This is a genomic window from Candidatus Enterococcus avicola, assembly GCF_047470845.1.
GTDB classification, from domain to species: domain Bacteria; phylum Bacillota; class Bacilli; order Lactobacillales; family Enterococcaceae; genus Enterococcus_D; species Enterococcus_D casseliflavus.
Genome location: NZ_JBLGTY010000012.1, coordinates 1 through 25,899, shown reverse-complemented (window position 1 = coordinate 25,899; position 25,899 = coordinate 1). Strand labels below are relative to the sequence as shown.

The following is a 25,899-nucleotide window of genomic DNA, read 5'->3' as shown; positions in this document are numbered from 1 at the left end:
TTACAATAGAGAGGAATAGAAGAAATGACACCAATTATGTGGCTAAACTTGGTTTTGGGATTAATCATCTTAGCAATCGCTTTGAACTGGGCGTATTTTCAAATCATGGGACGCCGTTCAGCAACGATCATCTCAGAAGATGAATTCAAAGCAGGAATGAAGAAAGCCCAAGTGATCGATGTTCGGGAAAAAAATGAGTTTGACAGTGGACATATTTTAGGGGCGCGTAATATTCCTTTTACTGTTTTAACCAATTCCTTCAGCGCATTTCGTAAAGATCAACCGATCTACTTATATGACACGCGTAAATCGTTGAGTATTCGCGCAGCGAATAAATTACGTAAAGAAGGCTTTACCAATGTCTATATCCTAAAAGAAGGATATGAAGGCTGGAGCGGCAAGACGAAAAAGAAAAATAGTTTATAAAACAGAGAACTCAAGGCAAAAGAACACAAGCAAATTTGAATGAGTGACGAAACACCAAACGGAGTGTTTCAAGTAAGTCATTGTTCAATTTACATTGTGGGCTTTTGCCTTTATTTGAACTTAGGTCTATCAATAAGGAGAGTGTGCGTTGATCAAGCGAAAAAGAATTTATGAAGCGGCGGAAACGACAGATGGCTATCGGGTATTGGTGGATCGCATCTGGCCTAGAGGGATGAAAAAGGAAACAGCTCAGATCGATCTATGGCTCAAAGCAGTCGCACCAAGTACGGAATTGCGCAAATGGTTTGGGCATGATCCTGAACGTTTTGATGCGTTTAAAGACCGCTATCTACAAGAATTAGAGAAAGCGCCCGCAAAAGTTGCCCTGGCACAGTTAAACGCGTTGGTTGCTGAACAAGAGACCGTTACCTTACTATACGGAGCGAAAAATGAAGAACAAAATCAAGCCGTGATTTTGCAGGACTTACTGGAGAAGGAAGAATGATTACCTAAAAGAGCCGCCAGCCTATTGAAGGCTGACGGCTCTTTTGTAGCAAATGATTAACGGGCAACGCTTTTACGCATCGCACGTTTCCGTTTTTCATCATGATCCGCTTGTTGTTCATCAATTGGATCAATCACTTGTTTCTTGACCGTCATAACAACACTTGCAGCTGCAGCAACCGTTGCGACTGTTCCTACTAAAAATCCTGAAAGAAATCGTTTCATCATTAAACACCTCGCCTTTAGTTATAGGTTCATTATGAATGAAAACGGAAAAAATATCAAAAAAAATCACTTTTGGGATTGAAAACGCTTGAAATAATTTAGTAAATATTTTACAATAAGTTTACTAAAAAGAAAGTGGGAGTGAGAGAAATGGAGCAATTGCAACAGATATTTATTGATAAATTTGGAACAGAAGGCACAGGCATGTATTTTGCACCAGGGAGAATCAATTTGATCGGTGAACACACGGATTACAATGGCGGTTATGTTTTCCCGGCGGCGATCACATTAGGGACGTATGCAGTAGCGCGAAAACGTGAAGACCAGTTGATCCAACTCTATTCAGAGAACTTTCCAGAAAAAGGCGTGATCTCCTTTTCGTTAGATGAGCTGGATTACCGAAAAGAAGATGATTGGACAAACTATCCGAAAGGGGTCGTTCGTTTCCTAAAAGAAGCGGGGCAAGTGATCGATCGTGGCTTTGACATCGCTTTTTATGGTAACATTCCGAATGGCGCAGGTCTTTCTTCTTCGGCATCGATTGAATTGCTAACGGGGGTTTGTCTAAAAGATCTCTTTGATTTAACCCTGACGACCTTGGACTTAGTTAAAATTGGCAAAAAAGTCGAAAATGAGTTTATTGGCGTTAACTCAGGGATCATGGATCAATTTGCGATCGGAATGGGTCAAAAAGACCATGCACTGCTTTTAGATACGAACACGTTAAATTATGAAGTCGTACCAGCGGCATTTGGCGATTATGTCGTAGCGATCATGAATACCAATAAGCGACGCGAATTGGCTGATTCTAAATACAATGAACGACGTGCAGAATGTGAAGAAGCATTGGCTCGTTTGCAAAAATCATTAGCCATTGATTCATTGGGCGCATTAGACGAAGCAACCTTTTTTGCAAATACAGCATTGATCGATGATCCACGCTTGATCAAACGGGCGAAACATGCGGTGACGGAAAACCAACGGACATTGAAAGCAAAAGCTGCTTTGACTGCTGGTGATCTTGAAGAATTCGGCCAGTTATTAAATGCCTCCCATGCCTCCTTGCGAGATGATTATGAAGTGACAGGGCATGAACTAGATACACTAGTCGCAGCCGCTCAAGCGCACCCTGCTGTTTTAGGTGCGCGGATGACTGGTGCGGGCTTTGGCGGTTGCGGGATCGCATTGGTCAAAGCAAGTGAATGGGCTGATTTCGAAGCGTCAGTCAAAGCAGCCTATTTAGCAGAAATCGGCTACGCAACCGACATTTATCAAGCAAGTATTGATGATGGTGCACGAAAACTGTAGAATAAGAAACGATGAAGGAATGAAGAAAGAAGGCTGAAAATATGGCGATTTTAGTATTAGGAGGAGCCGGCTATATCGGTTCTCATGCAGTCGATCAATTGATCGAACAAGGAAAACAAGTCGTTGTCGTTGACAATTTGCTGACAGGACATCGCCAAGCGATCCATCCAGCAGCAACCTTTTATGAAGGAGATATTCGCGACAAAGCATTTTTACAATCGGTATTTGAAAAAGAAACGATCGATGGCGTGATTCACTTTGCTGCCAGCTCTTTGGTGGGAGAATCTGTGGAAAAACCATTGAAGTATTTCAACAATAATGTGTATGGGATGCAGGTCCTCTTAGAAGTGATGAAGGAACACCAAGTGAAACATATCGTCTTTTCCTCTACAGCAGCAACTTATGGGGAACCTGACCATAGTCCAATCACGGAAGAAACCCCAACAAATCCTAAAAATCCATATGGCGAAAGCAAGTTGATCATGGAAAAAATGATGCGTTGGTGCGATGAAGCTTATGGAATGAAGTATGTCGCATTGCGTTATTTCAATGTGGCTGGCGCGAAGTCGGATGCTTCGATCGGTGAAGACCATGATCCAGAAACACACTTAGTACCGATCATCTTGCAAGCTGCTTTAGGACAACGCAAAGAGGTAGCGATTTTTGGGGAGGATTACGATACTCCAGATGGTACTTGTGTCCGCGATTATGTTCATGTCGAAGATCTGATCGCTGCTCACCTGTTGGCATTAGAATATTTACAAAAAGGCAATGAGAGCAATGTCTTCAATTTAGGCAGCAATCATGGGTACTCTGTGAAAGAAATGGTGGAAGCTGCTCGCAATGTAACGAAAAAAGAGATCCCAGCCAGAGTGGCGCCTCGCCGTGCCGGTGATCCAAGTACCTTAGTGGCATCGAGTGAAAAAGCACGAAAGGTTTTAGGCTGGAAACCAGTCTATACCGACGTCGAAGCAATCATCGAGACTGCTTGGAATTGGCATGTCAGCCATCCAAATGGGTATCAAGGGCAGGAGGAATAACCAATGACGATCAGCCAAACAATCAGCGATTTCGTCACTTTAGCAATCAAGGCTGGCGGCTGGATGGAAATGGATCGTATTTATTTGCAAAACCGAGTACTAGCCATGATCGGGGAAGCTGTTTTTGAGCCTAGTGAAATTCGTTCTGTCGATCGTTCTTCCATTGATTTGATGGACGAGCTGGTGGCATGCGCTTTGAGCAATCAGCAAATTGGCGATTCTCACGCAGAAAGAGAAATCTTTGAAGCCCAGTTGATGGACTTTTTGACGCCACCGCCTTCAGTAGTCAATGCTTTTTTTGCGCAGCATTATGCCAATGATCCTAAAGAAGCGACGGATTATTTCTTTGAGCTGTGCCGTCAAAATGATTACATCAAGACTCGGGCCATCGCAAAGAATATCGTGTTCCCAGTTGATACCGAATATGGGGAGATCGAGATCACGATCAATTTATCAAAACCTGAAAAAGATCCCAAGCAAATAGCGAAAGAAGGAGCTGCTGCTTCTGTAGATTATCCGAAATGTATGTTGTGTTTGGAAAATGAAGGCTACCAAGGACGAGTCAATTATCCAGCACGGACCAACCATCGGATCATCCGTATGAATTTGGATAATGAAGCATGGGGCTTTCAATATTCGCCCTATGCCTACTACAATGAGCATTCGATTTTTCTCTCTTTAGACCATCGTCCTATGAAAATCAATTTGCAAACCTTCGCTCGCTTGTTGCAGATCATTGAAGTGATGCCGCATTATTTTGTCGGGTCCAATGCCGATCTGCCGATCGTTGGGGGTTCGATCTTGTCTCATGACCATTATCAAGGGGGACGGCACACGTTTGCCATGGCAAAAGCGCCGATCGAGCAACACTTTTCTTTAACTGGTTTTCCTGATGTCGCTGCGGGGATCGTGAAGTGGCCAATGTCGGTGATACGACTACAAGCGAAAAACAAACAAAAATTAGCCGCCGCTTGCCAATATGTGTTAGCCCAATGGCAACAGTACTCAGATCCAAGTGTTTCGATCAATGCCTTTTCAGAAGATGGAACGCCTCATCATACGGTGACACCGATCGCACGCAAGCAAGGAGAGCTGTTTGAAATGGACTTAGTCTTGCGGGATAATAATGTTTCCAAAGAACATCCTGACGGCATTTTTCATCCGCATCAAGAAGTGCAGCATATCAAAAAAGAAAATATCGGATTGATTGAAGTCATGGGCTTGGCAGTTCTCCCGCCGCGTTTAGCTCCGGAACTAGAAGAAGTGACTGCTTATCTATTGGATCAGCCCAATCAAATCGCGGCATACCATATTCCTTGGGCAGATGTGATCAAAGCCCAGCACCCAGAATGCAATGCCGAAAACGTGTCGCAGATTTTACGTAATGCATTAGGGGAAGTCTTTACACAAGTATTGACGCATGCAGGCGTCTTCAAGCGAGACCAGACAGGGCAAGCGGCCTTTGCTCGCTTTATAGCTACTTTATAAAAAAGTTCCCCGCAAAAAAAGGAGGCTGGAAGATGGCAACGATCAAAGATATTGCACAACAGGCTGGCGTCTCGCCAGCCACTGTATCACGGGTGCTGAATTACGATTCAGAATTATCGGTCAGTTCTGAAACCAAAGAGAAAATTTTTAAAGCCGCAGAAGCACTCAATTACACAAAACATAAAAAAAAGAGTCAGCCAGAAACCAGTAGTATGCGCTTGATCCAATGGTTTGATACCGAGGAAGAATTAGCGGATCTTTACTATTTAGCGATCCGTATCGGGATTGAAAACAAAACCGAAGAATTAGGGATTCGTTTGCTGAAAGAACCCTACGAAGGATTGACTGATACCGCAGTCGATGGAACGATTGCACTAGGAAAATTCGATGATCACCAGATTCGACAATTGAAAAAAAGCCAAGCCAATTTGTTGATGGTCGATTTTGACGCATTGGCTCAAGGCGTCAATTCCCTGGTGGTGGACTTTCAACAAGCGGTGGATTTAGTGATCGATGACTTTATTGCAAAAGGCCACCAAAGGATCGGCTTGTTATCAGGCGTTGAGTTTACCAAGGATCATCACCAAGAAATCGAAGACCCTCGGCGCCGAATTTTTGAGGAACGGCTCCGTCGGTTGAAGCTGCACCACCCACAATATCATCTCAGCGCACCGTTTACAGTAGAGGGCGGTTATGAGGCGATGAAAGAGTATTTGCAGCAAAACAAAGAGTTGCCAAGTGCTTTATTTGCTTCCAGTGATGCCTTAGCGATTGGCGCTATGCGTGCTTTGCAAGAAAAAAACATCAAGATTCCTGAGGAGATCGCAATTATCGGCTTCAACGATGTCAGTGTTGCAAAGTACGTCTTTCCGACGCTGTCAACCATCAAAGTTCATACGGAATGGCTGGGGGAGCTGGCAGTGACGACCTTGCTGGATATCATTACGAATGCAGCCCCCGTTCCTCGCAAAGTTACGATCGCAACGGAACTGATCACGCGCCAATCCTCCTAGCAACCAGTTGAATCACCGAAGGATGTCGTTACACACGTCAACTGAGTTTTAATGGAATAACAAAAAAAATGACTATCGTCTTACCCGAACCTTTAAACAGCCTCGTCGGTTTGCAGCTGCAGCCGTGCTTGCTTTTTTCAAAGGTTCGGGTATTGTTGTCCTATTGCTTTTTTTCTAAACGCAGGCATCTTTTTGGAGACTTGGTTGGGCATTTGATTAGAATATGGTAGAATATGAGAGAGTTTTTTGAATGGGGAGAAGATAGATGAAAACATTAGCGATTGATACCTCAAACCAGACACTGGCGGTTGCGGTGGTCGATGGTCAAGAAGTGTTGGGACAAAGCCAGACGATGGCGATCAAAAACCACAGCACAGCATTGATGCCTGCCATTGATGGATTGATGCAAGCGGTGGGGATGGCACCTAAAGAGCTGGAGCAAATCGTTGTTGCGAAAGGTCCTGGTTCGTATACAGGTTTGCGAATCGGCGTCACAACAGCAAAAACGCTGGCGCAAACATTGAACATCCCGCTGATTGGTGTTTCTAGTTTGAAAGCAGTCGCTGCCAATTGTGTGGGCGTATCGCAAGTGATCGTGCCGTTGTTTGACGCTCGCCGTCAAAATGTCTACGCAGGTGCCTACCAATGGCATAATGGGACCTTAGAAACAAGGATAAAAGACCAGCATATCTCACTGTCTGAATTATTGACCCAGTTAAAAGCAGTCGATGGTCAAGAAGTGCTATTTGTCGGCGCCGATACCATCAAATTTAAAGACATGATCGAGGCGGAACTGCCGACAGCCCATATCAATCAAGTGTCGTTATGGAATTACCCGAATGGCGTTGTTTTAGCTGCTATTGCGAAAGAAGAAGCGCCGGTCGCTTCGATCCATGATTTTGTACCAGACTATTTAAAATTAGTTGAAGCCGAAGAAAAATGGTTAGCCTCGCATGAACCGGGAGTGGATGCCTATGTTGAAAAAATTTAAAACGATGACGGGAAAGCTGGCTCTTTTCCGTCAGATTCAATACCCAGAGCGTAAAAAAGAGATACGAGGGGAAACGTACGTTGTTCGTGAATTAGTCGGAGATGACATTAAAGAGCTGCTGCAGGTGGAGCGTCTCGTGTATGCGGGGGAACTGCCTTGGACCAAGAGCGCCTTTTTGTCAGAGCTTTATTCACGGGTCAAACATCTTTATTTGGGCATCTTGCATAATGAGCGAATGATTGGGTTTATCGGGGTGCGGATTTTAGGCGCTGATGCCCATATCACCAATATCGCGATCATTCCTGATTATCAAGGAAAAGGGATCGGTTCTTTCTTGCTAGGAGAAATCGAACGTTATGCAAGGAAAAACAAATGTGACCGTTTGACATTAGAAGTTCGCCTGGGCAATCGTGATGCGCAACGTTTGTATCGGACCCTCGGGTTTGTTTCACAGGCGATCAAAACGGCGTACTACACCGAAGGCAATGAAGACGCATTGGATATGGTGAAATTTTTAAATGACTAACGAACAAGCAGATCAAACGATCCCGACACCGCAAATGCTCTGGTCATTGGCAGATCAGAGCTATCCCTTTGGCTCGCCTTGGAATGTGCAGCAATTTCAACAAGATTTGCAAAACAGCAACAGTCGCTATTTGTTCCGTTATGGAAAAACCAATCAAGAGCTAATTGGGTTTCTCTGTTTTCAGCAAGTGCTGGATGAAGCAGAGTTGTTTAATGTAGCGGTTTTACCAGCGTATCAAGGTCGTGGTTTGGCGAAAGAATTGTTGAAGCAAATGGAATCGCTCGTGGAACAAACCGATGGTCGGCGCATCTATCTTGAAGTGCGTGTGTCGAATTTGCAAGCACAAGCTCTTTATTTACGTATGGGCTATACAGTCATCGGTCGTAGAAAAAAATATTACAGTCAACCAGAAGAGGATGCGTTGATTATGGAAAAGAAAGTAGGCGGACAAAAATCAAATGAATGAATTGATTTTAGCCATTGAAAGCAGTTGTGATGAAACCAGTGTGGCAGTGATTAAAAACGGCGACACTATTTTAAGTAACATTGTTGCTTCGCAGATCAAGAGCCACCAGCGCTTCGGCGGTGTCGTACCAGAAGTCGCTAGTCGTCACCATGTCGAACAGATTACTTTATGTATCGAAGAAGCATTGACACAGGCCGACACCCAACCTGAAGAGTTGTCAGCTGTTGCTGTTACCTATGGTCCAGGGTTGGTTGGGGCACTGTTGATTGGGCTTTCTGCAGCAAAAGCCTTTGCGTGGGCCCACAGCTTACCGCTGATTCCGGTCAATCACATGGCAGGACATATTTATGCAGCTCGCCTAGTGAAGCCATTGGTTTTTCCTTTAATGGCATTATTGGTCAGCGGTGGCCACACCGAATTGGTGTATATGGCAGAAGATGGCTCTTTTGAGATTATCGGTGAAACGAGAGATGATGCCGCGGGTGAAGCCTATGACAAAGTCGGTCGTGTTCTGGGGTTGCCTTATCCTAGTGGGAAAGAAATTGATCGCCTTGCGCATCTAGGCAGTGATACGTATCACTTTCCTCGAGCAATGATACAAGAAGATAATTTTGATTTTAGTTTCAGCGGCTTAAAGAGTTCCTTTATCAATTTTGTGCATAATGCACAGCAAAGAGAGGAAGCTTTGTCAGTAGAAAATCTAGCAGCTAGTTTCCAAGCCAGCGTTGTCGAAGTATTGGTTCACAAAACGTTGCGGGCATGCCAAGCTTATCCTGTAAACCAGCTGATCGTTGCTGGGGGAGTCGCGGCGAATCAAGGCTTGCGTGACGCTTTACAAAAAGCGATGCAGGAATTGCCGGAAGTGGAATTGTTGATTCCACCGTTGCGTCTTTGCGGAGATAATGCGGCCATGATTGGAGCTTATGCCCATGTTGCGTTGAAAAAGCAGCGCTTAGCAGATCTTTCATTGAATGCTGATCCAAGTGTCAGCTTTGCCCATACGATTTCTTAAGATGATTGCACCTAAGATCCGTTCTTAGGTGTTTTTTTTTGGTTTCTTTATGAGCAAATAGAAGATTCCGTTGTATTTTATTTCATCATTTGATATCATAATGTATAATTATTAGTTAATTGAAGGGCGGGTATGCAATGACATCGGTTTTTAAAGGACGCAGTTTTTTAGCAGAAAAGGATTTTACAAAAGAAGAACTACAATATTTGATTGATTTTTCCCAGCACTTGAAAGGGATGAAGGCCAACAATCAACCACATCGTTATTTAGATGGCAAAAACATTGCACTTTTGTTTGAAAAGAATTCGACACGGACGCGAGCAGCCTTTACGGTTGCAGCGGTGGATCTGGGGGCACATCCGGAATTTTTAGGGGCCAATGATATTCAGTTGGGGTCTAAAGAATCCGTTGAAGATACCGCCAAAGTATTCGGCCGCATGTTTGACGGGATCGAGTTTCGCGGTTTTAGTCAGCAGGTTGTCGAAGATCTGGCCAACTATTCAGGCGTACCTGTTTGGAATGGCTTAACGGATGAATGGCATCCAACGCAAATGATCGCTGACTTTTTAACCATTCAAGAAAACTTCGGTGAGCTGACTGGCTTGACCATCGCATACTGTGGGGATGGGCGCAACAATGTCGCTAATTCTTTATTAGTGACCAGTGCGATTTTAGGGGTCAATATTCATGTCGTCACTCCGAAAGTCTTGCAGCCAGAAGCAACCATCATCGCACAGGCACAAGCCTATGCCAAGCAATCGGGCGCAAAGATTTTGATGACTGATGATGTGGATCAAGGTGTTCTAGGCGCTGATGTCGTGTATACCGATGTTTGGGTATCAATGGGTGAAGAAGAAAAATTCCAAGAGCGGATTGAACAGCTGCTGCCGTATCAAGTCAACCAATCGTTGATGAAAAAAACACAAAACGATCAAGTGATTTTTATGCATTGTTTGCCAGCATTTCATGATGATCAGACCACGTATGGCAAAAAAGCAGCGCAGGCGTATGGAATTTCTGAGATGGAAGTCACTGATGAGGTCTTTCGTAGCAAGTATGCCCGTCAATTTGATCAAGCCGAAAATCGTTTGCACTCAATCAAAGCGATCATGGCAGTGACTGCTGGAGATTTATTTATTCCTAAAGTATAAAATAATTTTTTTTGAAAATGCCAAAATCTCGCTAGCCAAACAAACATTTCTTTGCTATACTTTCTGGGAAGTAAATAGCCTTGATTTGATGAAACAAGAGAAGTAGCGATTCGAGTATCAGTTAGCGAGTTCGGGGTGGTGGAAGCCGAATTGATCAGATTGTGAAACGCACTTGTGAGAATTTGCCAAGCAAACGGAATTCTGCCGTTATCAGAAAAAAGTAGGTCCGAAAAGGACAATCAGAGTGGTACCGCGGGAAATCTCGTCTCTAGTGCATGTTATGCGCTAGAGGCTTTTTTTGTTTTTATCAATCATTTCTTGCATGAAAAACATACAACTGTTTGCTTGCTTCAAACAACGTTTCATCAAAAAATGGGTTCAGTCATTATAGGAGGGATACTATGAATAACAAAGAAATTGTCGCACAAGCGATCCATCAAGTAGTAAAAGAAGATCTATCGATCGAACAAGTTCAGCAATTACTGGAAAATCCAAAGTCAGCCGACCATGGGGATGTGGCATTCCCAGCCTTCTCGCTAGCAAAAGTCTATCGGAAAGCGCCGCAGCAAATTGCCGCAGACTTAGCAGAAAAAATCGATCAAGCGTCTTTTGAAAAAATTGAAGTGGTCGGTCCATATTTAAACTTCTTTATGGATAAAAAAGCAATCTCTGCCCACGTCTTAGAGATGGTTCTCAAAGAAAAAAATCATTTTGGCGATCAAACCATCGGCAATCAGCAAGCAGTACCCATCGATATGTCTTCACCAAATATTGCCAAACCCATCTCAATGGGGCATTTGCGTTCCACTGTGATCGGTAACTCAATCGGCTTTATTTTAGAAAAAATCGGTTACCAGCCAATTCGCATCAACCATTTAGGCGACTGGGGCACACAATTTGGGAAATTGATCGTGGCCTATAAAAAATGGGGGTCAGAAGAAGCAGTCAAAGCGGAACCAATCAACGAACTGTTGCGTTTGTATGTTGATTTTCACGAAGCTGCCGAGACAGATAAACAATTAGAAGATGATGCGAGAGCTTGGTTCAAGAAACTAGAAGATGGTGACCAAGAAGCAATGGATTTGTGGCAATGGTTCCGTGATGAATCATTAAAAGAATTCAATAAAATCTATGATATGTTGGAAGTTTCCTTTGATTCATTGAATGGCGAAGCTTTCTATAATGATAAAATGACAGAAGTCGTGGAATTATTAGAGGAAAAACACTTGTTGAAAGAAGACCAAGGGGCAGAGATCGTTGATTTGGCTGCGTATGACTTAAATCCAGCCTTGATCCGCAAATCCGATGGTGCGACTCTTTACATCACCCGGGACATGGCCGCAGCGCTGTACCGCAAACGGACCTACAATTTTGCCAAATCATTGTACGTGGTAGGAAATGAGCAAAGTTATCACTTCAAGCAATTAAAAGCTGTTTTGAAGGAAATGGGCTTTGAGTGGGCAGATGATATGACCCACGTACCATTTGGATTGATCACCAAAGATGGGAAAAAATTATCTACGAGAAAAGGGAAGATCGTTCTTTTAGAAGAAGTATTGAATGAAGCGATCGATTCAGCGAAAGAACAAATCACTGAAAAGAACCCAACGCTTGAAAACAAAGAAGAAGTTGCAAAACAAGTCGGTGTCGGGGCAGTCGTTTTCCACGACTTGAAAAATGACCGTTTGAATAATTTCGACTTTACGCTAGAAGAAGTTGTCCGTTTTGAAGGAGAGACCGGACCCTATGTGCAATATTCTCATGCCCGTGCCATGAGCATTCTTGAAAAAGCCGACTTTGATCCTGCTGCTGTCAGCAGTTTGTCATTGGCAGATACTGAGAGCTGGGAAGTCATCAAATTGATTCAGCGCTACCCAGAAACCGTGCTGCAAGCAGCAGAAAAATATGAACCATCCGTCATTGCTAAACATGCCATCAAATTGGCACAGGCCTTTAATAAGTATTACGCCAATGTGAAAATCTTGGCTGAAGATGCGGAAAAAGACGCACGTCTGGCTCTAGTTTATGCAGTAACGACCTTATTAAAAGAAGATTTACGGTTGCTTGGTTTACATGCACCCGACAAAATGTAACAAAAAAAGCTGTGTCCTTGTTTCGACAAGGACACAGCTTTTTTGTAGTAAAAATACAGATAGGTCACATTTGTTCGGTGTCTTATAAGACCGCGTGGTTTCTGATAAATTGATAAAAAGTTTCGGCATCTTCGTCGCTACGGGAAATCACCGCTACTGTATCAAAGCCCGCCAACGAGCAAACTTTTTCTGGCATAGTCACTTCATCGATCGCAGCCGAAAGCAAAGGCGCATTGTCCGCAACGGTATGGATCAACGTCATAAATTGCACACGATCTACTTTAGTGACAACGTCTTCGATCATCTGTATCAAACGCTGCTCTTCTTCTTTTTCATCTTCTGACGATTGCATTCCTTGAAAAATGACAAACTTCGTCTGACCTGTTTCATCGGGCACTTTCACGATTTTCAAATCACGAATATCGCGAGAGATGGTCGCTTGCGTGGCGGAGACACCTTGGGCTTCCAATTGCTGCAATAATTCTTCTTGCGTGCGTACAGTATGTTCAGTAATGATTTGTCTAATAAGTAAATGGCGATCAGCTTTTCGCATAGGTAAACTCCTTTAAGCATGATTGATTAAGTCAGCCTTATCATAGCAGATAAAGCCGAAAAAACCTAGATATAATAAGAAAAGAATTAGAACGTTAAAAAAAAGCTGGACCACGAATCGTAGTTTTTCATTTGAATCAGTTGCATTTCTTTTTTAGCTACTGTATACTGTTTAAGGCGTGAGTTTTTCACGTCAATCCCACATCTTGTTCCATCTGCGAAGCGGTGCTGATCGATTCAGTTCTTCAAGGAGTAAAAGAGCAAGAGAGGAAAACAAAAAAACCAAATTGGAGGAAACACAACATGGCAGTAATCTCAATGAAACAATTACTAGAAGCCGGCGTACACTTTGGTCACCAAACTCGTCGCTGGAACCCAAAAATGAAGAAATATATCTTCACAGAAAGAAACGGCATCTACATCATTGATTTGCAAAAAACAGTGAAATTAGTAGACGCAGCTTACGACTACATGAAAAATGTTGCTGAAGAAGGCGGCGTTGCATTGTTCGTAGGTACTAAAAAACAAGCACAAGAAGCAATCAAAGAAGAAGCAATCCGTTCAGGTCAATACTATGTTAACCATCGTTGGTTAGGTGGAACTTTGACAAACTGGGAAACAATCCAAAAACGTGTTGCTCGTTTGAAACAAATCAACAAAATGGAAGAAGATGGCACATTTGCTGTTCTTCCTAAAAAAGAAGTCGTTGGCTTGAACAAAGAGCGCGAACGTCTTGAAAAATTCTTAGGCGGTATCGCTGATATGCCAAGAATTCCAGATGTAATGTACATTGTTGACCCACGTAAAGAACGTATCGCGATCCAAGAAGCACGCAAATTAAATATCCCGATCGTAGCGATGGTCGATACAAACTGTGATCCAGACGAAATCGATGTTGTTATCCCATCAAATGATGACGCTATTCGTGCCGTTAAATTGATCACTGCGAAAATGGCAGATGCTTTCATCGAAGGTAACCAAGGCGAAGACCAAGTAGCAGAAGAAGATTTTGCTGCTGAATCAACAGAAAACGCAACTTCAATCGAAGAAATCGTTGATGTTGTCGAAGGCGACAACGCATCAGCTGAATAATAAATGATGGAGCTGTTTCAAAGGCTAGGCGCCAAGCCTCACTCTCCTTTGAAACAGCTTTTTTTAAAGACAAGCAATCTTGTTTAAAAACATTTAGGAGGAAACAAAAAATGGCAGAAGTAACAGCTAAATTAGTAAAAGAATTACGCGATATGACTGGTGTAGGAATGATGGACGCAAAACGTGCATTAGTTGAAGTAGAAGGCGACATCGAAAAAGCCGTAGACTTATTACGTGAAAAAGGTATGGCAAAAGCTGCGAAGAAAAACGACCGTATTGCTGCTGAAGGTTTAGCATCTGTAGCGATCAACGGCAACACAGCAGCAATCGTTGAAGTGAACTCAGAAACTGACTTCGTTTCTAAAAACGAAATGTTCCAAGACTTAGTAAAAGAAATCGCTGAAGTAATCGCAGCAAACAAACCAGCTGATATGGATGCTGCTTTAAAATTAGAAACTTCTAAAGGCACAATGGATGCTGCGTTGATCGAAGCAACACAAGTAATCGGAGAAAAAATCAGCTTCCGTCGTTTTGAAGTTGTTGAAAAAGATGACAATGCTGCTTTCGGCGGTTACCTACACATGGGCGGACGTATTGCTGTATTGACTGTTCTTGAAGGAACAACTGACGAATCAGTTGCGAAAGACGTTGCAATGCACGTTGCAGCGATCAACCCTCGCTACGTGAACGAAGCACAAATCTCTCAAGAAGAATTGGATCATGAAAAACAAGTCTTGACAGAACAAGCATTGAACGAAGGCAAACCAGCGAACATCGTTGAAAAAATGGTTGAAGGACGCTTGAAGAAATTTAAAGCAGAAATCGCTTTGGTTGACCAACCATTCGTTAAAGACCCAGATATGACAGTTGAAAAATATGTTGCATCAAAAGGCGCAACTGTGAAATCTTTTGTCCGCTTTGAAGTCGGCGAAGGTATCGAAAAACGCGAAGACAACTTCGTTGAAGAAGTAATGAGCCAAGTGAAAAAATAATTCTGTTCCTCGAACAGATGGGAACGCATGGAAGTGCGCTCCCTTTTTTTAAGCAAAAACGGTTTTTGAAGAAATAGTGTAGATAATTTTCAACGAAAGAGCACCAATATGCTACAATAGTATTGGAGAATGTACGGAGGAATCATGATGGGCAAACCAAAATATCAACGTGTTGTATTAAAATTAAGTGGTGAAGCATTAGCGGGTGACGAAGGCTTTGGGATCAAACCACCGACGATCCAAGAGATCGTTAAAGAGATCAAGGAAGTCCACGAATTAGGCGTACAGATGGCGATCGTGGTCGGCGGCGGAAACATTTGGCGTGGACAAATCGGCGCGCAAATGGGGATGGAAAGAGCACAAGCTGATTACATGGGCATGTTAGCGACTGTGATGAATGCTTTAGCATTACAAGACACGCTAGAAAATGCTGGTGTACCAACGCGTGTCCAAACTTCGATCGAAATGCGTCAAATCGCAGAGCCTTATATTCGTCGCAGAGCAGAACGTCACTTAGAAAAAGGGCGGGTCGTCATTTTTGCAGGCGGAACCGGAAACCCTTATTTCTCAACTGATACGACCGCAGCCTTACGGGCAGCTGAAATCAACGCTGATGTCATTTTGATGGCGAAAAACAATGTTGATGGCGTCTACTCAGCAGATCCTAAAACGGACCAAAGTGCTGTGAAATTTGAAGAATTGACCCATTTAGAAGTCATTTCTAAAGGATTGCAAGTAATGGATTCAACCGCAAGTTCATTAAGTATGGACAACGATATTCCATTAGTCGTATTCAACTTGAATGAGCATGGAAACATTCGCCGCGCCATTTTAGGTGAACATATTGGAACGACAGTAAGGGGGAAATAACATGGCTGACAAAATTTTAACAGAAGCAAAAGACAAAATGAAAAAAGCAGCAGAAAACTTGCAGCGGGAATTAGGACAAATCCGTGCTGGCCGCGCGAATGCGAGCATCTTAGACCGCGCAATGGTTACTTACTATGGTGTACCAACACCCTTGAACCAAATGGCTTCAATTACGATTCCAGAAGCAAGAATTTTGATGATCACACCTTTTGACAAAACAATGATCCAAGAAGTAGAAAAAGCTATCATGCAAAGTGATATTGGTATCACGCCTGCCAATGACGGAACCGTCATTCGTTTGGTGATTCCTCAATTAACGGAAGAACGTCGTAAAGAATTAGCCAAAGACGTGAAAAAAGAAGCTGAAAATGCGAAAATCGCGGTCCGTAACATTCGCCGTGATGCGATGGAAGCTTACAAGAAACAAGAAAAAGCTGGCGATATTACAGAAGATGATTTGCGTGAATCTGAAAAAGAAGTGCAAACTGCTACAGATAACAGCATCAAAGAAATCGATGCGATCGCAGCTGAAAAAGAACAAGAACTACTTGAGGTTTAAAAGGAATGACGAAGAGTCGCTTCAGCGGCTCTTTTTTTATGGTCGAAAGTGCCGTATGTACTTGAATATCACGACTGGTTTTTTGTTTTTTCTTAATATGGAAATCTTTTCTTGGTTTTCATAGGCAAGAAATCTGATTATTGTTATAATGTAAAAGATGAATTTCAAGAATTGGAAGAGGAGCGAATACGATGCTGCGTTTTTTTCCACAAAAAGACAAATATATCAAAGAAGCGGCTGAACATGAATTTGATCCATCACTGCCGATTCCCCAACACATCGCGATCATTATGGATGGCAATGGCAGATGGGCGCAAAACCGGCGCTTGCCAAGAGTAGCTGGTCACAAAGAAGGCATGGAGACGGTAAAAAAGATCACGAAACATGCTTCACACCTTGGTGTGAAAGTATTGACTCTTTATGCGTTCTCAACAGAGAATTGGAAACGGCCAAACGAAGAAGTGGACTTTTTGATGCAACTGCCCGTCGACTTTTTCGACACGTTTGTTCCTGAGCTGATCAAAGAAAATGTTCAAGTCAAAGTGATGGGGTTCACGGAATCTTTACCCGAACACACACAAGAAGCGGTCAAGCGAGCGATTGACCAAACCAAAGATAATACTGGGATGATCTTGAATTTTGCTTTAAATTACGGCAGCCGCGCAGAAATTTTGACCGCGGTCCAAGCCCTTTATGAAGAGCTTGCAGCTTCGGAGGAAGCCCTGCCCAAGCTCACGGAAGACATGCTGGCGACACATTTGATGACTGGTTTTTTGCCAAACGCGTTACGTGATCCTGAATTGGTGATTCGCACGAGTGGCGAAGAACGTATCAGCAACTTCTTGTTATGGCAGATTGCTTACAGCGAATTATTCTTTACGAAAGCGCTCTGGCCTGATTTCGATGCTGCTTTACTAGAAGATGCGATCGGGAGCTTTCAACAACGAAACCGGCGTTTTGGCGGTTTGAAAACGAAGGAGGAAGAAGAGTGAGACAACGTGTAATCACTGCGGTCGTCGCATTAGCCTTTTTCCTGCCAATTATTTACGTTGGCGGCATTGCCGTCGAATTGCTGGCAGCAGCGATGGCAGGGATTGGTGTTTATGAATTATTTCGGATGAAAGGACTAGCTGTTTTCAGTTTTGAAGGAATTCTTTCAATCATCGGTGCGGTGATTTTAGTTTTACCTCAAGAACGCTGGTTTTTCTTTTTGCCAGAGGGCACAGATAAAAGTGCCTTGTATTATGTAATCGTCCTTTTATTACTAGGGATCGCGGTTATTTCTAAAAATACGTATACTATCGATGAAGCTGGTTTTCCAGTGATCGTCAGCTTATATACGGGTGTCGGGTTTGAACGTTTCTTGACGGCACGTTCAGCAACAGATGGCTTAGTCGTTTTAGTTTTCGGTCTGTTTATCGTGTGGGCAACAGATATTGGGGCTTACATGGTGGGACGGCGTTACGGTCAACGAAAATTATGGCCAGAGATTTCCCCTAATAAAACGATCGAAGGGGCCCTAGGCGGGATTGCTGCTGCGGTGGTCGTAGCCGGTTTGTATCTGCTGGCATTTCCAGGGAAAGATTATTTTGGACATGGTAGTGCCATCATGATCTTATTGACGGTCCTCTTTTCGATCGCTGGTCAATTCGGGGATTTAGTGGAATCGGCAATCAAACGTCATTATGGCGTGAAGGATTCAGGCAATCTTTTGCCAGGACATGGCGGGATCTTGGATCGCTTCGATAGCATGCTGTTTGTGTTTCCAATCATGTATTTATTCGGTGTTTTTTAGAAATTATTTAGAAGTGCAGGCTTGGCTTGCGCTTCTTTTTTTAAATTCTTGTTACAACGGGAATGTGAGTTCCTCAACGGGAATCGGTGTGATAAAATAAGGAAAGGCTGCCCTGAATGAGAGGGATGCTGTGAAAGAGAGGAACGAGCATGAAAACGATACTTGTATTTATCATTATCTTTTCCGTAGTGGTAGTGATTCACGAGTTTGGACACTACTTCTTTGCAAAACGGGCAGGTATTTTAGTAAGAGAGTTTGCCATCGGTATGGGGCCTAAATTGTTCGCGCATCAAGCGAAAGATGGGACGACCTACACGATTCGGATGCTGCCATTAGGCGGGTATGTCCAAATGGCGGGCTGGGGTGAAGATGAAACAGAATTAACACCAGGTATGCCAGTCTCCTTGGTTCAAGATGCAACTGGCAAAGTTATCAAAATCAATACGAGCAAAAAGATCCAATTGCCGCAAGCGATCCCTATGGAAGTGACCGACTTTGACTTGGAGGGGAAGTTGACGATCACAGGGTTCATCAATGGCAATGAACAAGAAGCGATTACGTACGCTGTGGATCATGATGCAACGATCATCCATGAAGATGGCGTTGAAGTTCGGATCGCACCTAAAGACGTTCAATTCCAGTCCGCAAAGCTTTGGCAGCGAATGCTGACGAATTTTGCTGGACCGATGAACAACTTTATTTTATCCTTGGTCTTATTCACTGGGTTGGTGTTTGCACAAGGTGGTGTTGCGAATCAAGATGCAACCATCGTGACAGGAATCGAAGCAGGAACACCGGCAGCTGAAGCAGGGCTGCAAAATGGCGATGAAATCTTAGCTGTCGAAGGTGTCGATGTTTCTAACTGGTCAGAATTAACGACTGAGATCCAAAAGTACCCAGATACTCAGATTGCTCTAGCAGTCAAACGAGGATCAGAAACACTTGATTTGACGGCAACTCCTGCGAGTCAAGAATCAGGGGAGACCACGATTGGTTTCTTAGGGATCACCGCTTCCTTAAAAACTGGGATCGGAGATATCTTACTGGGCGGCTTGCAAACGACCATTGACAATTCACTGGTGATTTTTAGAGCAGTCGGCAACTTGATTGCCCAACCAGATATCAATAAATTGGGTGGACCGGTAGCGATTTTCCAACTGTCTTCTCAAGCTGCATCGCAAGGGGTAACAACGGTGATCGCGATGATGGCGATGATTTCTATCAACTTGGGGATCTTTAATTTATTACCGATTCCTGGATTGGATGGCGGTAAGCTGGTTTTAAATATTTTAGAAGGTTTGCGAGGCAAGCCAATCAGCCAAGAAAAAGAAGGTATCATTACTCTGATTGGGTTTGGGTTTTTGATGCTGCTGATGGTTCTCGTTACCTGGAATGATATCCAACGTTTCTTCTTTTAAAAATAAGACGCACAAGCAAATCAATTGTTGATCGGGTGAACATGATTTTTTGTAGCAAAGGAGAAAAAAATGAAACAGTCAAAATGTTTGATTCCGACATTGCGGGAAACCCCCAGTGATGCGGAGACGTTAAGTCATCAACTGTTAGTTAGGGCAGGGTATATTCGACAAGTGGCGGCAGGCATTTATGTTTACTTGCCGCTAGCACAAAGGGTGTTAGAAAAAATCAAGCGGGTCATCCGTGAAGAATTGGCACAAATCGATGCCGTAGAGATGGCGATGCCTTCTTTGCTTCCGTATGAGCCATGGAAGGAGTCAGGACGTGCCTCATTGTATGGTGAATCCTTGTATCGATTAACAGATCGAAACGAACGAGAGATCGTTTTAGGACCTACTCATGAAGAGCCGTTTACGACATTGATCAAAAACGAGATCACGTCTTATAAACGGCTGCCATTGAGCTTGTATCAGATCCAAACGAAATATCGGGACGAACAGCGGCCGCGTTTTGGATTGATCCGCAGCCGTGAATTTATCATGCAAGATGGCTATTCTTTTCACGCCGATGAAGCCAGCTTAGATCAAACCTATAATCGTTACGAAATGGCTTATCATGCAATATTGAAACGCTGTGGGATCGAGTATCGGGCAGTGGTCGGGGACAATGGCTTGATGGGTGGCAGAGATTCGAAAGAATTTTTGGCATTGTCGGGGATCGGCGAAGAGCTGATCTGCTACTCGACCGAAAGTGATTATGTCGCCAATTGGAAATTAGCAACCAGTCAATACATCGCCAAAAAATCTCACGAGACCTATTTAGAATTACAAAAAGTCGTTCAGGATGAGCCTTTAACGTTAGAGGAGCTGGCGCAGGCATACGAAACAGACTTGCAAAAAATCGTTCAAGTATCTTTATTACTCGTTGACGAGCAAGTCATTATGGTGTTATTACGAGGCGATCACAGCCTCAATGAAACAAAGGTCAAGCATTACTTAGCCGCTGATCAAGTGAAGGTGCTGACTGTTGAGGAAGCGGAGTCTTATCTGACGAGTGAGACGCAGCTGCGCAGTCCCATTGCGCTTGCTGATTCGATCCAGTTGTACGCCGATCAGCATGTCCAAGATATGGCGAATCTGATCGTTCCAGCGGCAGAAAAACAAAGCTATTATCTCAATGCGAATGTGGGGCGTGATTTTCAACCATTAGCCTTTGCCGATTTTCGCTTGGTTCAAGAAGGTGATCCTTCCCCAGATGGAAAAGGAACCTTAACCTTTACGCGAGGAATCGAAGTTGGCCATATCTTCAAGTTAGGAACCAAGTACAGTGAGGCGCAAGAAGCGACGGTTGTCGATGAAAACGGCGATGAGCAACCAATCATCATGGGCTGTTATGGGCTGGGGGTTTCTCGGCTGCTTTCAACGATCGTCGAACAATACGGCAATGAATTTGGGATCGATTGGCCCCAAGAAATTGCCCCATTTGATGTGCATATCATTCAAACGTCGATTGAAGATAGCTATCAAAATGCCTTAAGTGAAGAAGTAGAAGAAATGATGAACCAAGTCGGCTATCAAGTGCTGGTAGATGACCGCAATGAACGTGCAGGGGTCAAATTTGCAGATGCCGATTTGATTGGCTGTCCGATTCGCTTGACTATCGGTAAAAAAGCCGTAGAAGGCATCGTAGAGATCAAAATCAAGCATACTGGTGCGACCGTTGAAGTGAGAAAAGAAGAAGTCGCTTCGACCCTGACGATTTTGTTAGCCAATCAGGAATAAACAGGAACGAACAAGAATGAATAGCAGATCGAGAGAGGAAATCCTTTCTCGATTTTTTAATGAAAATGAGGGCAAAAAGAGGTATACTAGTGAGTACTGAGAAAAGGAGGATCTTCAATTGTCAAAAGAAAGAGAGACCTTTGAGATATTATTAGACCAAATTGCAGCTGCCCCAAATCTTCGGCAGCATCCGTTGATGCAGACTGCCCAAATCAAACAAGTGACCGTGCATCGACAATCAAAAGCGTGGACGTTTTATTTCCAATTTGAACGTTTATTACCGGTGATGGTGTATCAGTCCTTTAAACAACATATTGAATTGGCGTTTAAAGAGATTGCGGAAGTTCGTATCATCATTGAAGCTCAAGATGGTTCCTTTGATGAGCAATTCATTCAAGAATATTGGCCATTAGCGTTAGCCAATCAAAATTGTGATCGACCATTGGTTCATCAAGTGATCAAAAACCAAATGCCTGTGCTGCAAGAGAACAAAGTGATTTTGCCAGTCAACAATGATGCGGTCATCACGATTTTGCAGCAGCAGTACTTGCCGATCATTGAGGAAAATTATAGTACCTTCGGCTTTCAAAAATTTCGGATCTTGCCGCAGCTAGACCAAGAGCAAGCGGAGGCGGCCTTAAAAGAACTTGAAGCACGCAAGGAAGAGCAAACAGCAGCGTTCCAACAACAAGCTGCTGAGAACTTAATGGCTCACGAGCAACGCAAAAAAGAAGTCAAAACAGTCGAATTTGACGGACCAATCGCCTTGGGACGTAATATTCCTGCCGATGAACCTGTGACACCGATGATCAATATCATTGAGGAAGAACGTCGGGTCACGATCCAAGGCTATGTCTTTGATAAAGAAGTCCGCGAATTGCGTTCAAAACGGAAGATTTTGATCTTAAAAATCACCGACTATACGTCGTCGTTTAGTGTGAAAAAATTCTCCAACAATGAAAAAGATGAACAAGTCTTTGATGCCATTGCTAAAGGTAGTTGGGTCAAAGTACGCGGTAGCGTCCAAGAAGATACCTTCATGCGAGATCTCGTTATGAATGCGCAAGATTTGCTGGAAGTCAAACACGAAGCCCGCAAAGACTATGCACCTGAGGGCGAGAAACGGGTCGAACTCCACCTGCATTCCAATATGAGTACGATGGATGCCACCAACAACGTGGCGGATTTTGTCGCTCAAGCAGGCAAATGGGGCCATAAGGCGATTGCGATCACCGATCATGGTGGAGCGCAAGGGTTCCCTGATGCCCATCATGCAGGAGAAAAGGCTGGTGTTAAAATTCTTTACGGTGTGGAAGCCAATATCGTGGATGACGGCGTAGCGGTTGCCTACAATCCTCAGCCTGTTCCACTGACCGATGCTACTTATATCGTGTTTGACGTGGAGACCACTGGGTTGTCTGCAGTATACGACACCATCATTGAGTTGGCCGCTGTGCGGATGCATAAAGGCAACGTGGAGGCATCCTTTGATGAATTTATCGATCCAGGTCATCCGTTATCGCGAACGACCGTAGAACTGACGGGAATCACCGATGAAATGGTTCGCGGATCAAAATCAGAAGAAGAAGTCTTACGTTTGTTCCGTGAGTTTTCTGAAGGAGCCATTTTAGTTGCCCACAATGCGTCATTTGATATGGGCTTCTTAAATACCAGTTATCGAAAATACGGTATTCCAGAAGCGGAGAATCCGGTCATTGATACATTGGAACTCGCTCGTTATTTGTATCCAGAGTTTAAGCGATTCGGTTTAGGTGTCCTTTCCAAAAAATTCGGCGTCAGCTTAGAACAACATCACCGAGCGATCTACGATGCGGAGGCAACCGGTCATTTAGCATGGATCTTTGTCAAAGAAGCAATGGAAAAACATGAGATGCTGCTGCACGAAGAGTTGAACCGACACGTGGGGGGCGAGAACTCCTACAAAGCAGCTCGACCCTTCCATGCCACGATCTTGGCTCGAACACAGGCAGGATTGAAGAATTTATTCAAGCTGATCTCGATGTCGAATGTGAAGTACTTCCATGATAAAGTCCCACGAATCCCACGTTCAGAATTGGTGAAATTGCGGGAAGGATTGTTAGTCGGAACCGCCTGTGATAAAGGAGAAGTCTTTGTCGCAATGATGCAAAAAGGGGTCGATGCAGCACGAGAACTTGCCAAGTTTTATGACTACATCGAAGTCATGCCCAAAGCAGTTTATGCTCATCTTTTGGAAACGGAACTCGTGAAAAGTGAAAAAGACCTAGAAGACATCATTCGGAATCTGGTAAAAATGGGGGAAGAGTTAGGGAAAATCGTTGTGGCTACTGGGAATGCCCATTACCTAAACGAAGAAGACGCCATTTATCGCAAGGTCTTGATCAATTCAATGGGAGGCGCCAATCCGTTGAATCGTCATAGCCTACCAGACGTGCACTTCCGTACTACGGATGAGATGCTGACCGCTTTTCAATTTTTAGGTCCAGAAGTAGCGAAAGAAATCGTGGTGACGAACCCGAATAAAATCGCTGATCTTTGTGAAAAAGTCATTCCGGTAAAAGATGATTTGTATACACCAAAGATTCCCGGATCTGAACAAGAGATCACCGACTTAAGTTACAACCGTGCCAAAGAGTTATACGGCGATCCATTACCAGAGATCGTGGAAAAACGTTTGAAAAAAGAGCTTGATTCGATCATTGGGAACGGCTTTTCCGTGATCTATTTGATCTCACAAAAACTCGTTCACAAAAGCAATGAAGACGGCTATCTAGTAGGGTCACGGGGATCAGTCGGTTCTAGTTTCGTGGCAACCATGACGGGGATCACTGAGGTCAATCCATTAGCTCCTCATTATTATTGTCCTGATTGCCAGTATTCTGAGTTTTACGAAGACGGTTCGTATGGTTCTGGTTATGATATGCCAGAGAAAAAATGTCCAAAATGCGGCACCCGTCTGAACAAAGATGGCCACGATATTCCCTTTGAAACGTTCCTTGGTTTCCACGGCGACAAAGTACCCGATATCGATTTGAACTTCTCAGGGGAATATCAGCCAGAAGCCCATAACTATACGAAAGTACTCTTCGGTGAAGAATACGTCTATCGTGCAGGAACGATCGGTACCGTAGCCGATAAAACAGCCTTTGGTTTCGTAAAAGGCTTTGAGCGCGATCATAATCTTCATTATCGAGCAGCCGAAGTCGATCGCCTGGCAAAAGGTGCCACAGGCGTCAAACGAACGACTGGTCAGCACCCGGGGGGGATCATCGTTATTCCCGACTATATGGATGTTTATGATTTCACCCCGATCCAATACCCAGCGGATGATCAAAATGCGGAGTGGAAAACGACCCACTTTGATTTCCATTCGATTCATGACAATATCTTGAAGCTGGATATCCTCGGACACGATGATCCGACGGTCATTCGGATGCTGCAGGATCTATCAGGCATCGATCCTAAAACCATCCCTACCGATGATCCAGAAGTGATGCGTATTTTTGGCGGCACGGATGTGTTAGGCGTGACCGAAGAGCAGATCTATTCGAAAACCGGTACATTAGGCATCCCGGAATTTGGTACCCGCTTTGTGCGAGGGATGCTGGATCAAACCCATCCATCGACCTTTGCTGAACTCCTGCAGATCTCTGGTCTTTCCCATGGTACCGATGTATGGTTGGGCAATGCGGAAGAATTGATCCGTCGCGGAGATGCCAGCCTAGCGGAAGTAATCGGCTGTCGGGATGATATCATGGTGTATTTGATCCATGCTGGCTTAGATGACGGGATGGCCTTTAAAATCATGGAGACGGTCCGTAAAGGACAATGGAACAAGATCCCTGACGACTTGCGGGATACTTACTTGCAAGCGATGCGGGAGAACAATGTCCCAGAATGGTATATCGATTCTTGTTCGAAGATCAAGTACATGTTCCCGAAAGCCCATGCTGCGGCGTATGTCTTGATGGCGTTGCGGGTGGCTTACTTTAAAGTGTACTTCCCAATTCTCTATTACTGTGCTTATTTCTCTGTCCGGGCGGATGATTTTGATTTGATTGCCATGTCAAAAGGAAAAGATGCCGTAAAAGAACGGATGCAAGAAATCACTGACAAAGGATTGGATGCATCAACGAAAGAAAAGAATCTGTTGACGGTTCTGGAGTTAGCCAATGAAATGTTAGAGCGCGGCTATGAATTCGGGATGATCGATCTGTATAAATCGGATGCGGAAAACTTCGTGATCGACGGGAAAAAATTGATCGCACCGTTCCGAGCAGTACCGAGTTTAGGGCTGAACGTAGCGAAACAAATCGTGGAAGCACGAAAAGATGGTCCCTTCTTATCGAAAGAAGACCTCGCCAATCGCGGGAAAGTTTCTAAGACATTGATTGAATACATGACGGATAACGGTGTTCTAAAAGATCTACCAGATGAAAATCAGTTGTCGTTGTTCGATATGTTGTAAGCCAACGGCTGTTCACTAAAAAAAAAATAAGCCCATCATTGCAGCATCTAGTATTGAAGCGACCCCCAAAAGTTAGACCAAAAAATCTAACTTTTGGGGGTCGTTATTTGTATGGCAAAATATCCTTTTGA

At 43.8% G+C, this 25,899-nt stretch carries 23 protein-coding genes and 1 other annotated feature; of the genes, 21 read left to right on the top strand and 2 right to left on the bottom strand.

Annotated elements, in window-relative coordinates; all coding sequences use genetic code 11:
* The first annotated feature begins 24 nt into the window (after positions 1–24).
* Positions 25–426, top strand: a complete 402-nt coding sequence (locus ACI3E5_RS10925) for a rhodanese-like domain-containing protein (protein ID WP_005229396.1) — start codon at positions 25–27, stop codon at positions 424–426.
* Between the two features lie 148 nt (positions 427–574).
* Entirely contained in the window at positions 575–931 is a 357-nt protein-coding gene (locus ACI3E5_RS10920) for a DUF488 domain-containing protein (protein WP_016610725.1), read from the top strand.
* Between the two features lie 56 nt (positions 932–987).
* On the opposite strand, the gene ACI3E5_RS10915 is transcribed toward ACI3E5_RS10920, so the two are convergent.
* A complete protein-coding gene (locus ACI3E5_RS10915) occupies positions 988–1,155 on the bottom strand; it encodes a DUF3042 family protein (protein WP_017144401.1) in 168 nt (55 codons plus the stop codon).
* 150 nt (positions 1,156–1,305) lie between these two features.
* On the opposite strand from ACI3E5_RS10915, the gene ACI3E5_RS10910 reads away from it, so the two are divergent.
* From ACI3E5_RS10910 to argS, 10 genes are all read left to right on the top strand, one after another.
* Positions 1,306–2,463, top strand: coding sequence for a galactokinase (locus tag ACI3E5_RS10910; protein ID WP_010749309.1), 1,158 nt, complete (start codon positions 1,306–1,308; stop codon positions 2,461–2,463).
* Between the two features lie 41 nt (positions 2,464–2,504).
* Entirely contained in the window at positions 2,505–3,503 is a 999-nt protein-coding gene (gene galE, locus ACI3E5_RS10905; protein ID WP_005229400.1) for a UDP-glucose 4-epimerase GalE, read from the top strand.
* Positions 3,504–3,506: 3 nt separating this feature from the next.
* Positions 3,507–4,991, top strand: coding sequence for a UDP-glucose--hexose-1-phosphate uridylyltransferase (galT, locus tag ACI3E5_RS10900; RefSeq protein ID WP_325845624.1), 1,485 nt, complete (start codon positions 3,507–3,509; stop codon positions 4,989–4,991).
* Between the two features lie 32 nt (positions 4,992–5,023).
* Complete coding sequence (locus ACI3E5_RS10895; RefSeq protein WP_005229404.1) at positions 5,024–6,004, top strand: LacI family DNA-binding transcriptional regulator; 981 nt, start codon at positions 5,024–5,026, stop codon at positions 6,002–6,004.
* 265 nt (positions 6,005–6,269) lie between these two features.
* Positions 6,270–6,995 (top strand): tRNA (adenosine(37)-N6)-threonylcarbamoyltransferase complex dimerization subunit type 1 TsaB, encoded by a 726-nt coding sequence (tsaB, locus tag ACI3E5_RS10890; RefSeq protein WP_010749312.1) that lies wholly within the window; start codon positions 6,270–6,272, stop codon positions 6,993–6,995.
* Complete coding sequence (gene rimI / locus ACI3E5_RS10885; protein ID WP_005237007.1) at positions 6,979–7,521, top strand: ribosomal protein S18-alanine N-acetyltransferase; 543 nt, start codon at positions 6,979–6,981, stop codon at positions 7,519–7,521. Before tsaB ends, rimI (ACI3E5_RS10885) begins: the two co-directional genes overlap by 17 nt.
* Positions 7,514–7,987 carry a ribosomal protein S18-alanine N-acetyltransferase gene (gene rimI / locus ACI3E5_RS10880; RefSeq protein ID WP_498821680.1) on the top strand — a complete coding sequence of 158 codons (474 nt, stop codon included), beginning with the start codon at positions 7,514–7,516 and terminating at the stop codon, positions 7,985–7,987. The genes rimI (ACI3E5_RS10885) and rimI (ACI3E5_RS10880) overlap by 8 nt, the downstream gene beginning before the upstream one ends.
* Positions 7,980–8,999, top strand: a complete 1,020-nt coding sequence (tsaD, locus tag ACI3E5_RS10875) for a tRNA (adenosine(37)-N6)-threonylcarbamoyltransferase complex transferase subunit TsaD (RefSeq protein ID WP_015510054.1) — start codon at positions 7,980–7,982, stop codon at positions 8,997–8,999. Before rimI (ACI3E5_RS10880) ends, tsaD begins: the two co-directional genes overlap by 8 nt.
* A gap of 137 nt (positions 9,000–9,136) precedes the next feature.
* Entirely contained in the window at positions 9,137–10,150 is a 1,014-nt protein-coding gene (argF, locus tag ACI3E5_RS10870; protein ID WP_325845625.1) for an ornithine carbamoyltransferase, read from the top strand.
* Between the two features lie 79 nt (positions 10,151–10,229).
* Positions 10,230–10,423: a binding site (T-box leader), on the top strand.
* A gap of 128 nt (positions 10,424–10,551) precedes the next feature.
* Positions 10,552–12,243: an arginine--tRNA ligase gene (gene argS / locus ACI3E5_RS10865; RefSeq protein ID WP_005229423.1), complete on the top strand. Its 1,692-nt coding sequence runs from the start codon at positions 10,552–10,554 to the stop codon at positions 12,241–12,243.
* A gap of 82 nt (positions 12,244–12,325) precedes the next feature.
* Here argS and ACI3E5_RS10860 read toward each other — a convergent pair whose 3' ends face one another.
* Complete coding sequence (locus ACI3E5_RS10860; RefSeq protein WP_005229424.1) at positions 12,326–12,796, bottom strand: arginine repressor; 471 nt, start codon at positions 12,794–12,796, stop codon at positions 12,326–12,328.
* A gap of 302 nt (positions 12,797–13,098) precedes the next feature.
* Between ACI3E5_RS10860 and rpsB the strand changes: the two genes are divergently transcribed.
* The 9 genes from rpsB to ACI3E5_RS10815 all read left to right on the top strand — a co-directional run bounded on the left by rpsB (position 13,099) and on the right by ACI3E5_RS10815 (position 25,768).
* The gene (gene rpsB, locus ACI3E5_RS10855) at positions 13,099–13,887 is read left to right on the top strand and encodes a 30S ribosomal protein S2 (RefSeq protein ID WP_498855869.1); all 789 of its coding nucleotides are present in this window, start codon (positions 13,099–13,101) and stop codon (positions 13,885–13,887) included.
* A 110-nt stretch (positions 13,888–13,997) separates the two neighbouring features.
* Positions 13,998–14,879, top strand: a complete 882-nt coding sequence (gene tsf, locus ACI3E5_RS10850; protein ID WP_005229432.1) for a translation elongation factor Ts — start codon at positions 13,998–14,000, stop codon at positions 14,877–14,879.
* 147 nt (positions 14,880–15,026) lie between these two features.
* Entirely contained in the window at positions 15,027–15,749 is a 723-nt protein-coding gene (pyrH, locus tag ACI3E5_RS10845; RefSeq protein WP_005229433.1) for a UMP kinase, read from the top strand.
* A 1-nt stretch (position 15,750) separates the two neighbouring features.
* Positions 15,751–16,308, top strand: coding sequence for a ribosome recycling factor (frr, locus tag ACI3E5_RS10840; RefSeq protein WP_498821675.1), 558 nt, complete (start codon positions 15,751–15,753; stop codon positions 16,306–16,308).
* Positions 16,309–16,499: 191 nt separating this feature from the next.
* Positions 16,500–17,300: an undecaprenyl pyrophosphate synthase gene (gene uppS, locus ACI3E5_RS10835; RefSeq protein ID WP_015510051.1), complete on the top strand. Its 801-nt coding sequence runs from the start codon at positions 16,500–16,502 to the stop codon at positions 17,298–17,300.
* Positions 17,297–18,103, top strand: a complete 807-nt coding sequence (locus tag ACI3E5_RS10830) for a phosphatidate cytidylyltransferase (protein ID WP_010749318.1) — start codon at positions 17,297–17,299, stop codon at positions 18,101–18,103. Before uppS ends, ACI3E5_RS10830 begins: the two co-directional genes overlap by 4 nt.
* A 149-nt stretch (positions 18,104–18,252) precedes the next feature.
* The gene (rseP, locus tag ACI3E5_RS10825) at positions 18,253–19,521 is read left to right on the top strand and encodes an RIP metalloprotease RseP (RefSeq protein WP_498821672.1); all 1,269 of its coding nucleotides are present in this window, start codon (positions 18,253–18,255) and stop codon (positions 19,519–19,521) included.
* 69 nt (positions 19,522–19,590) lie between these two features.
* Entirely contained in the window at positions 19,591–21,300 is a 1,710-nt protein-coding gene (locus ACI3E5_RS10820; protein ID WP_005229438.1) for a proline--tRNA ligase, read from the top strand.
* Positions 21,301–21,418: 118 nt separating this feature from the next.
* The gene (locus ACI3E5_RS10815) at positions 21,419–25,768 is read left to right on the top strand and encodes a PolC-type DNA polymerase III (protein ID WP_074933062.1); all 4,350 of its coding nucleotides are present in this window, start codon (positions 21,419–21,421) and stop codon (positions 25,766–25,768) included.
* The last annotated feature ends 131 nt before the right edge of the window (positions 25,769–25,899 follow it).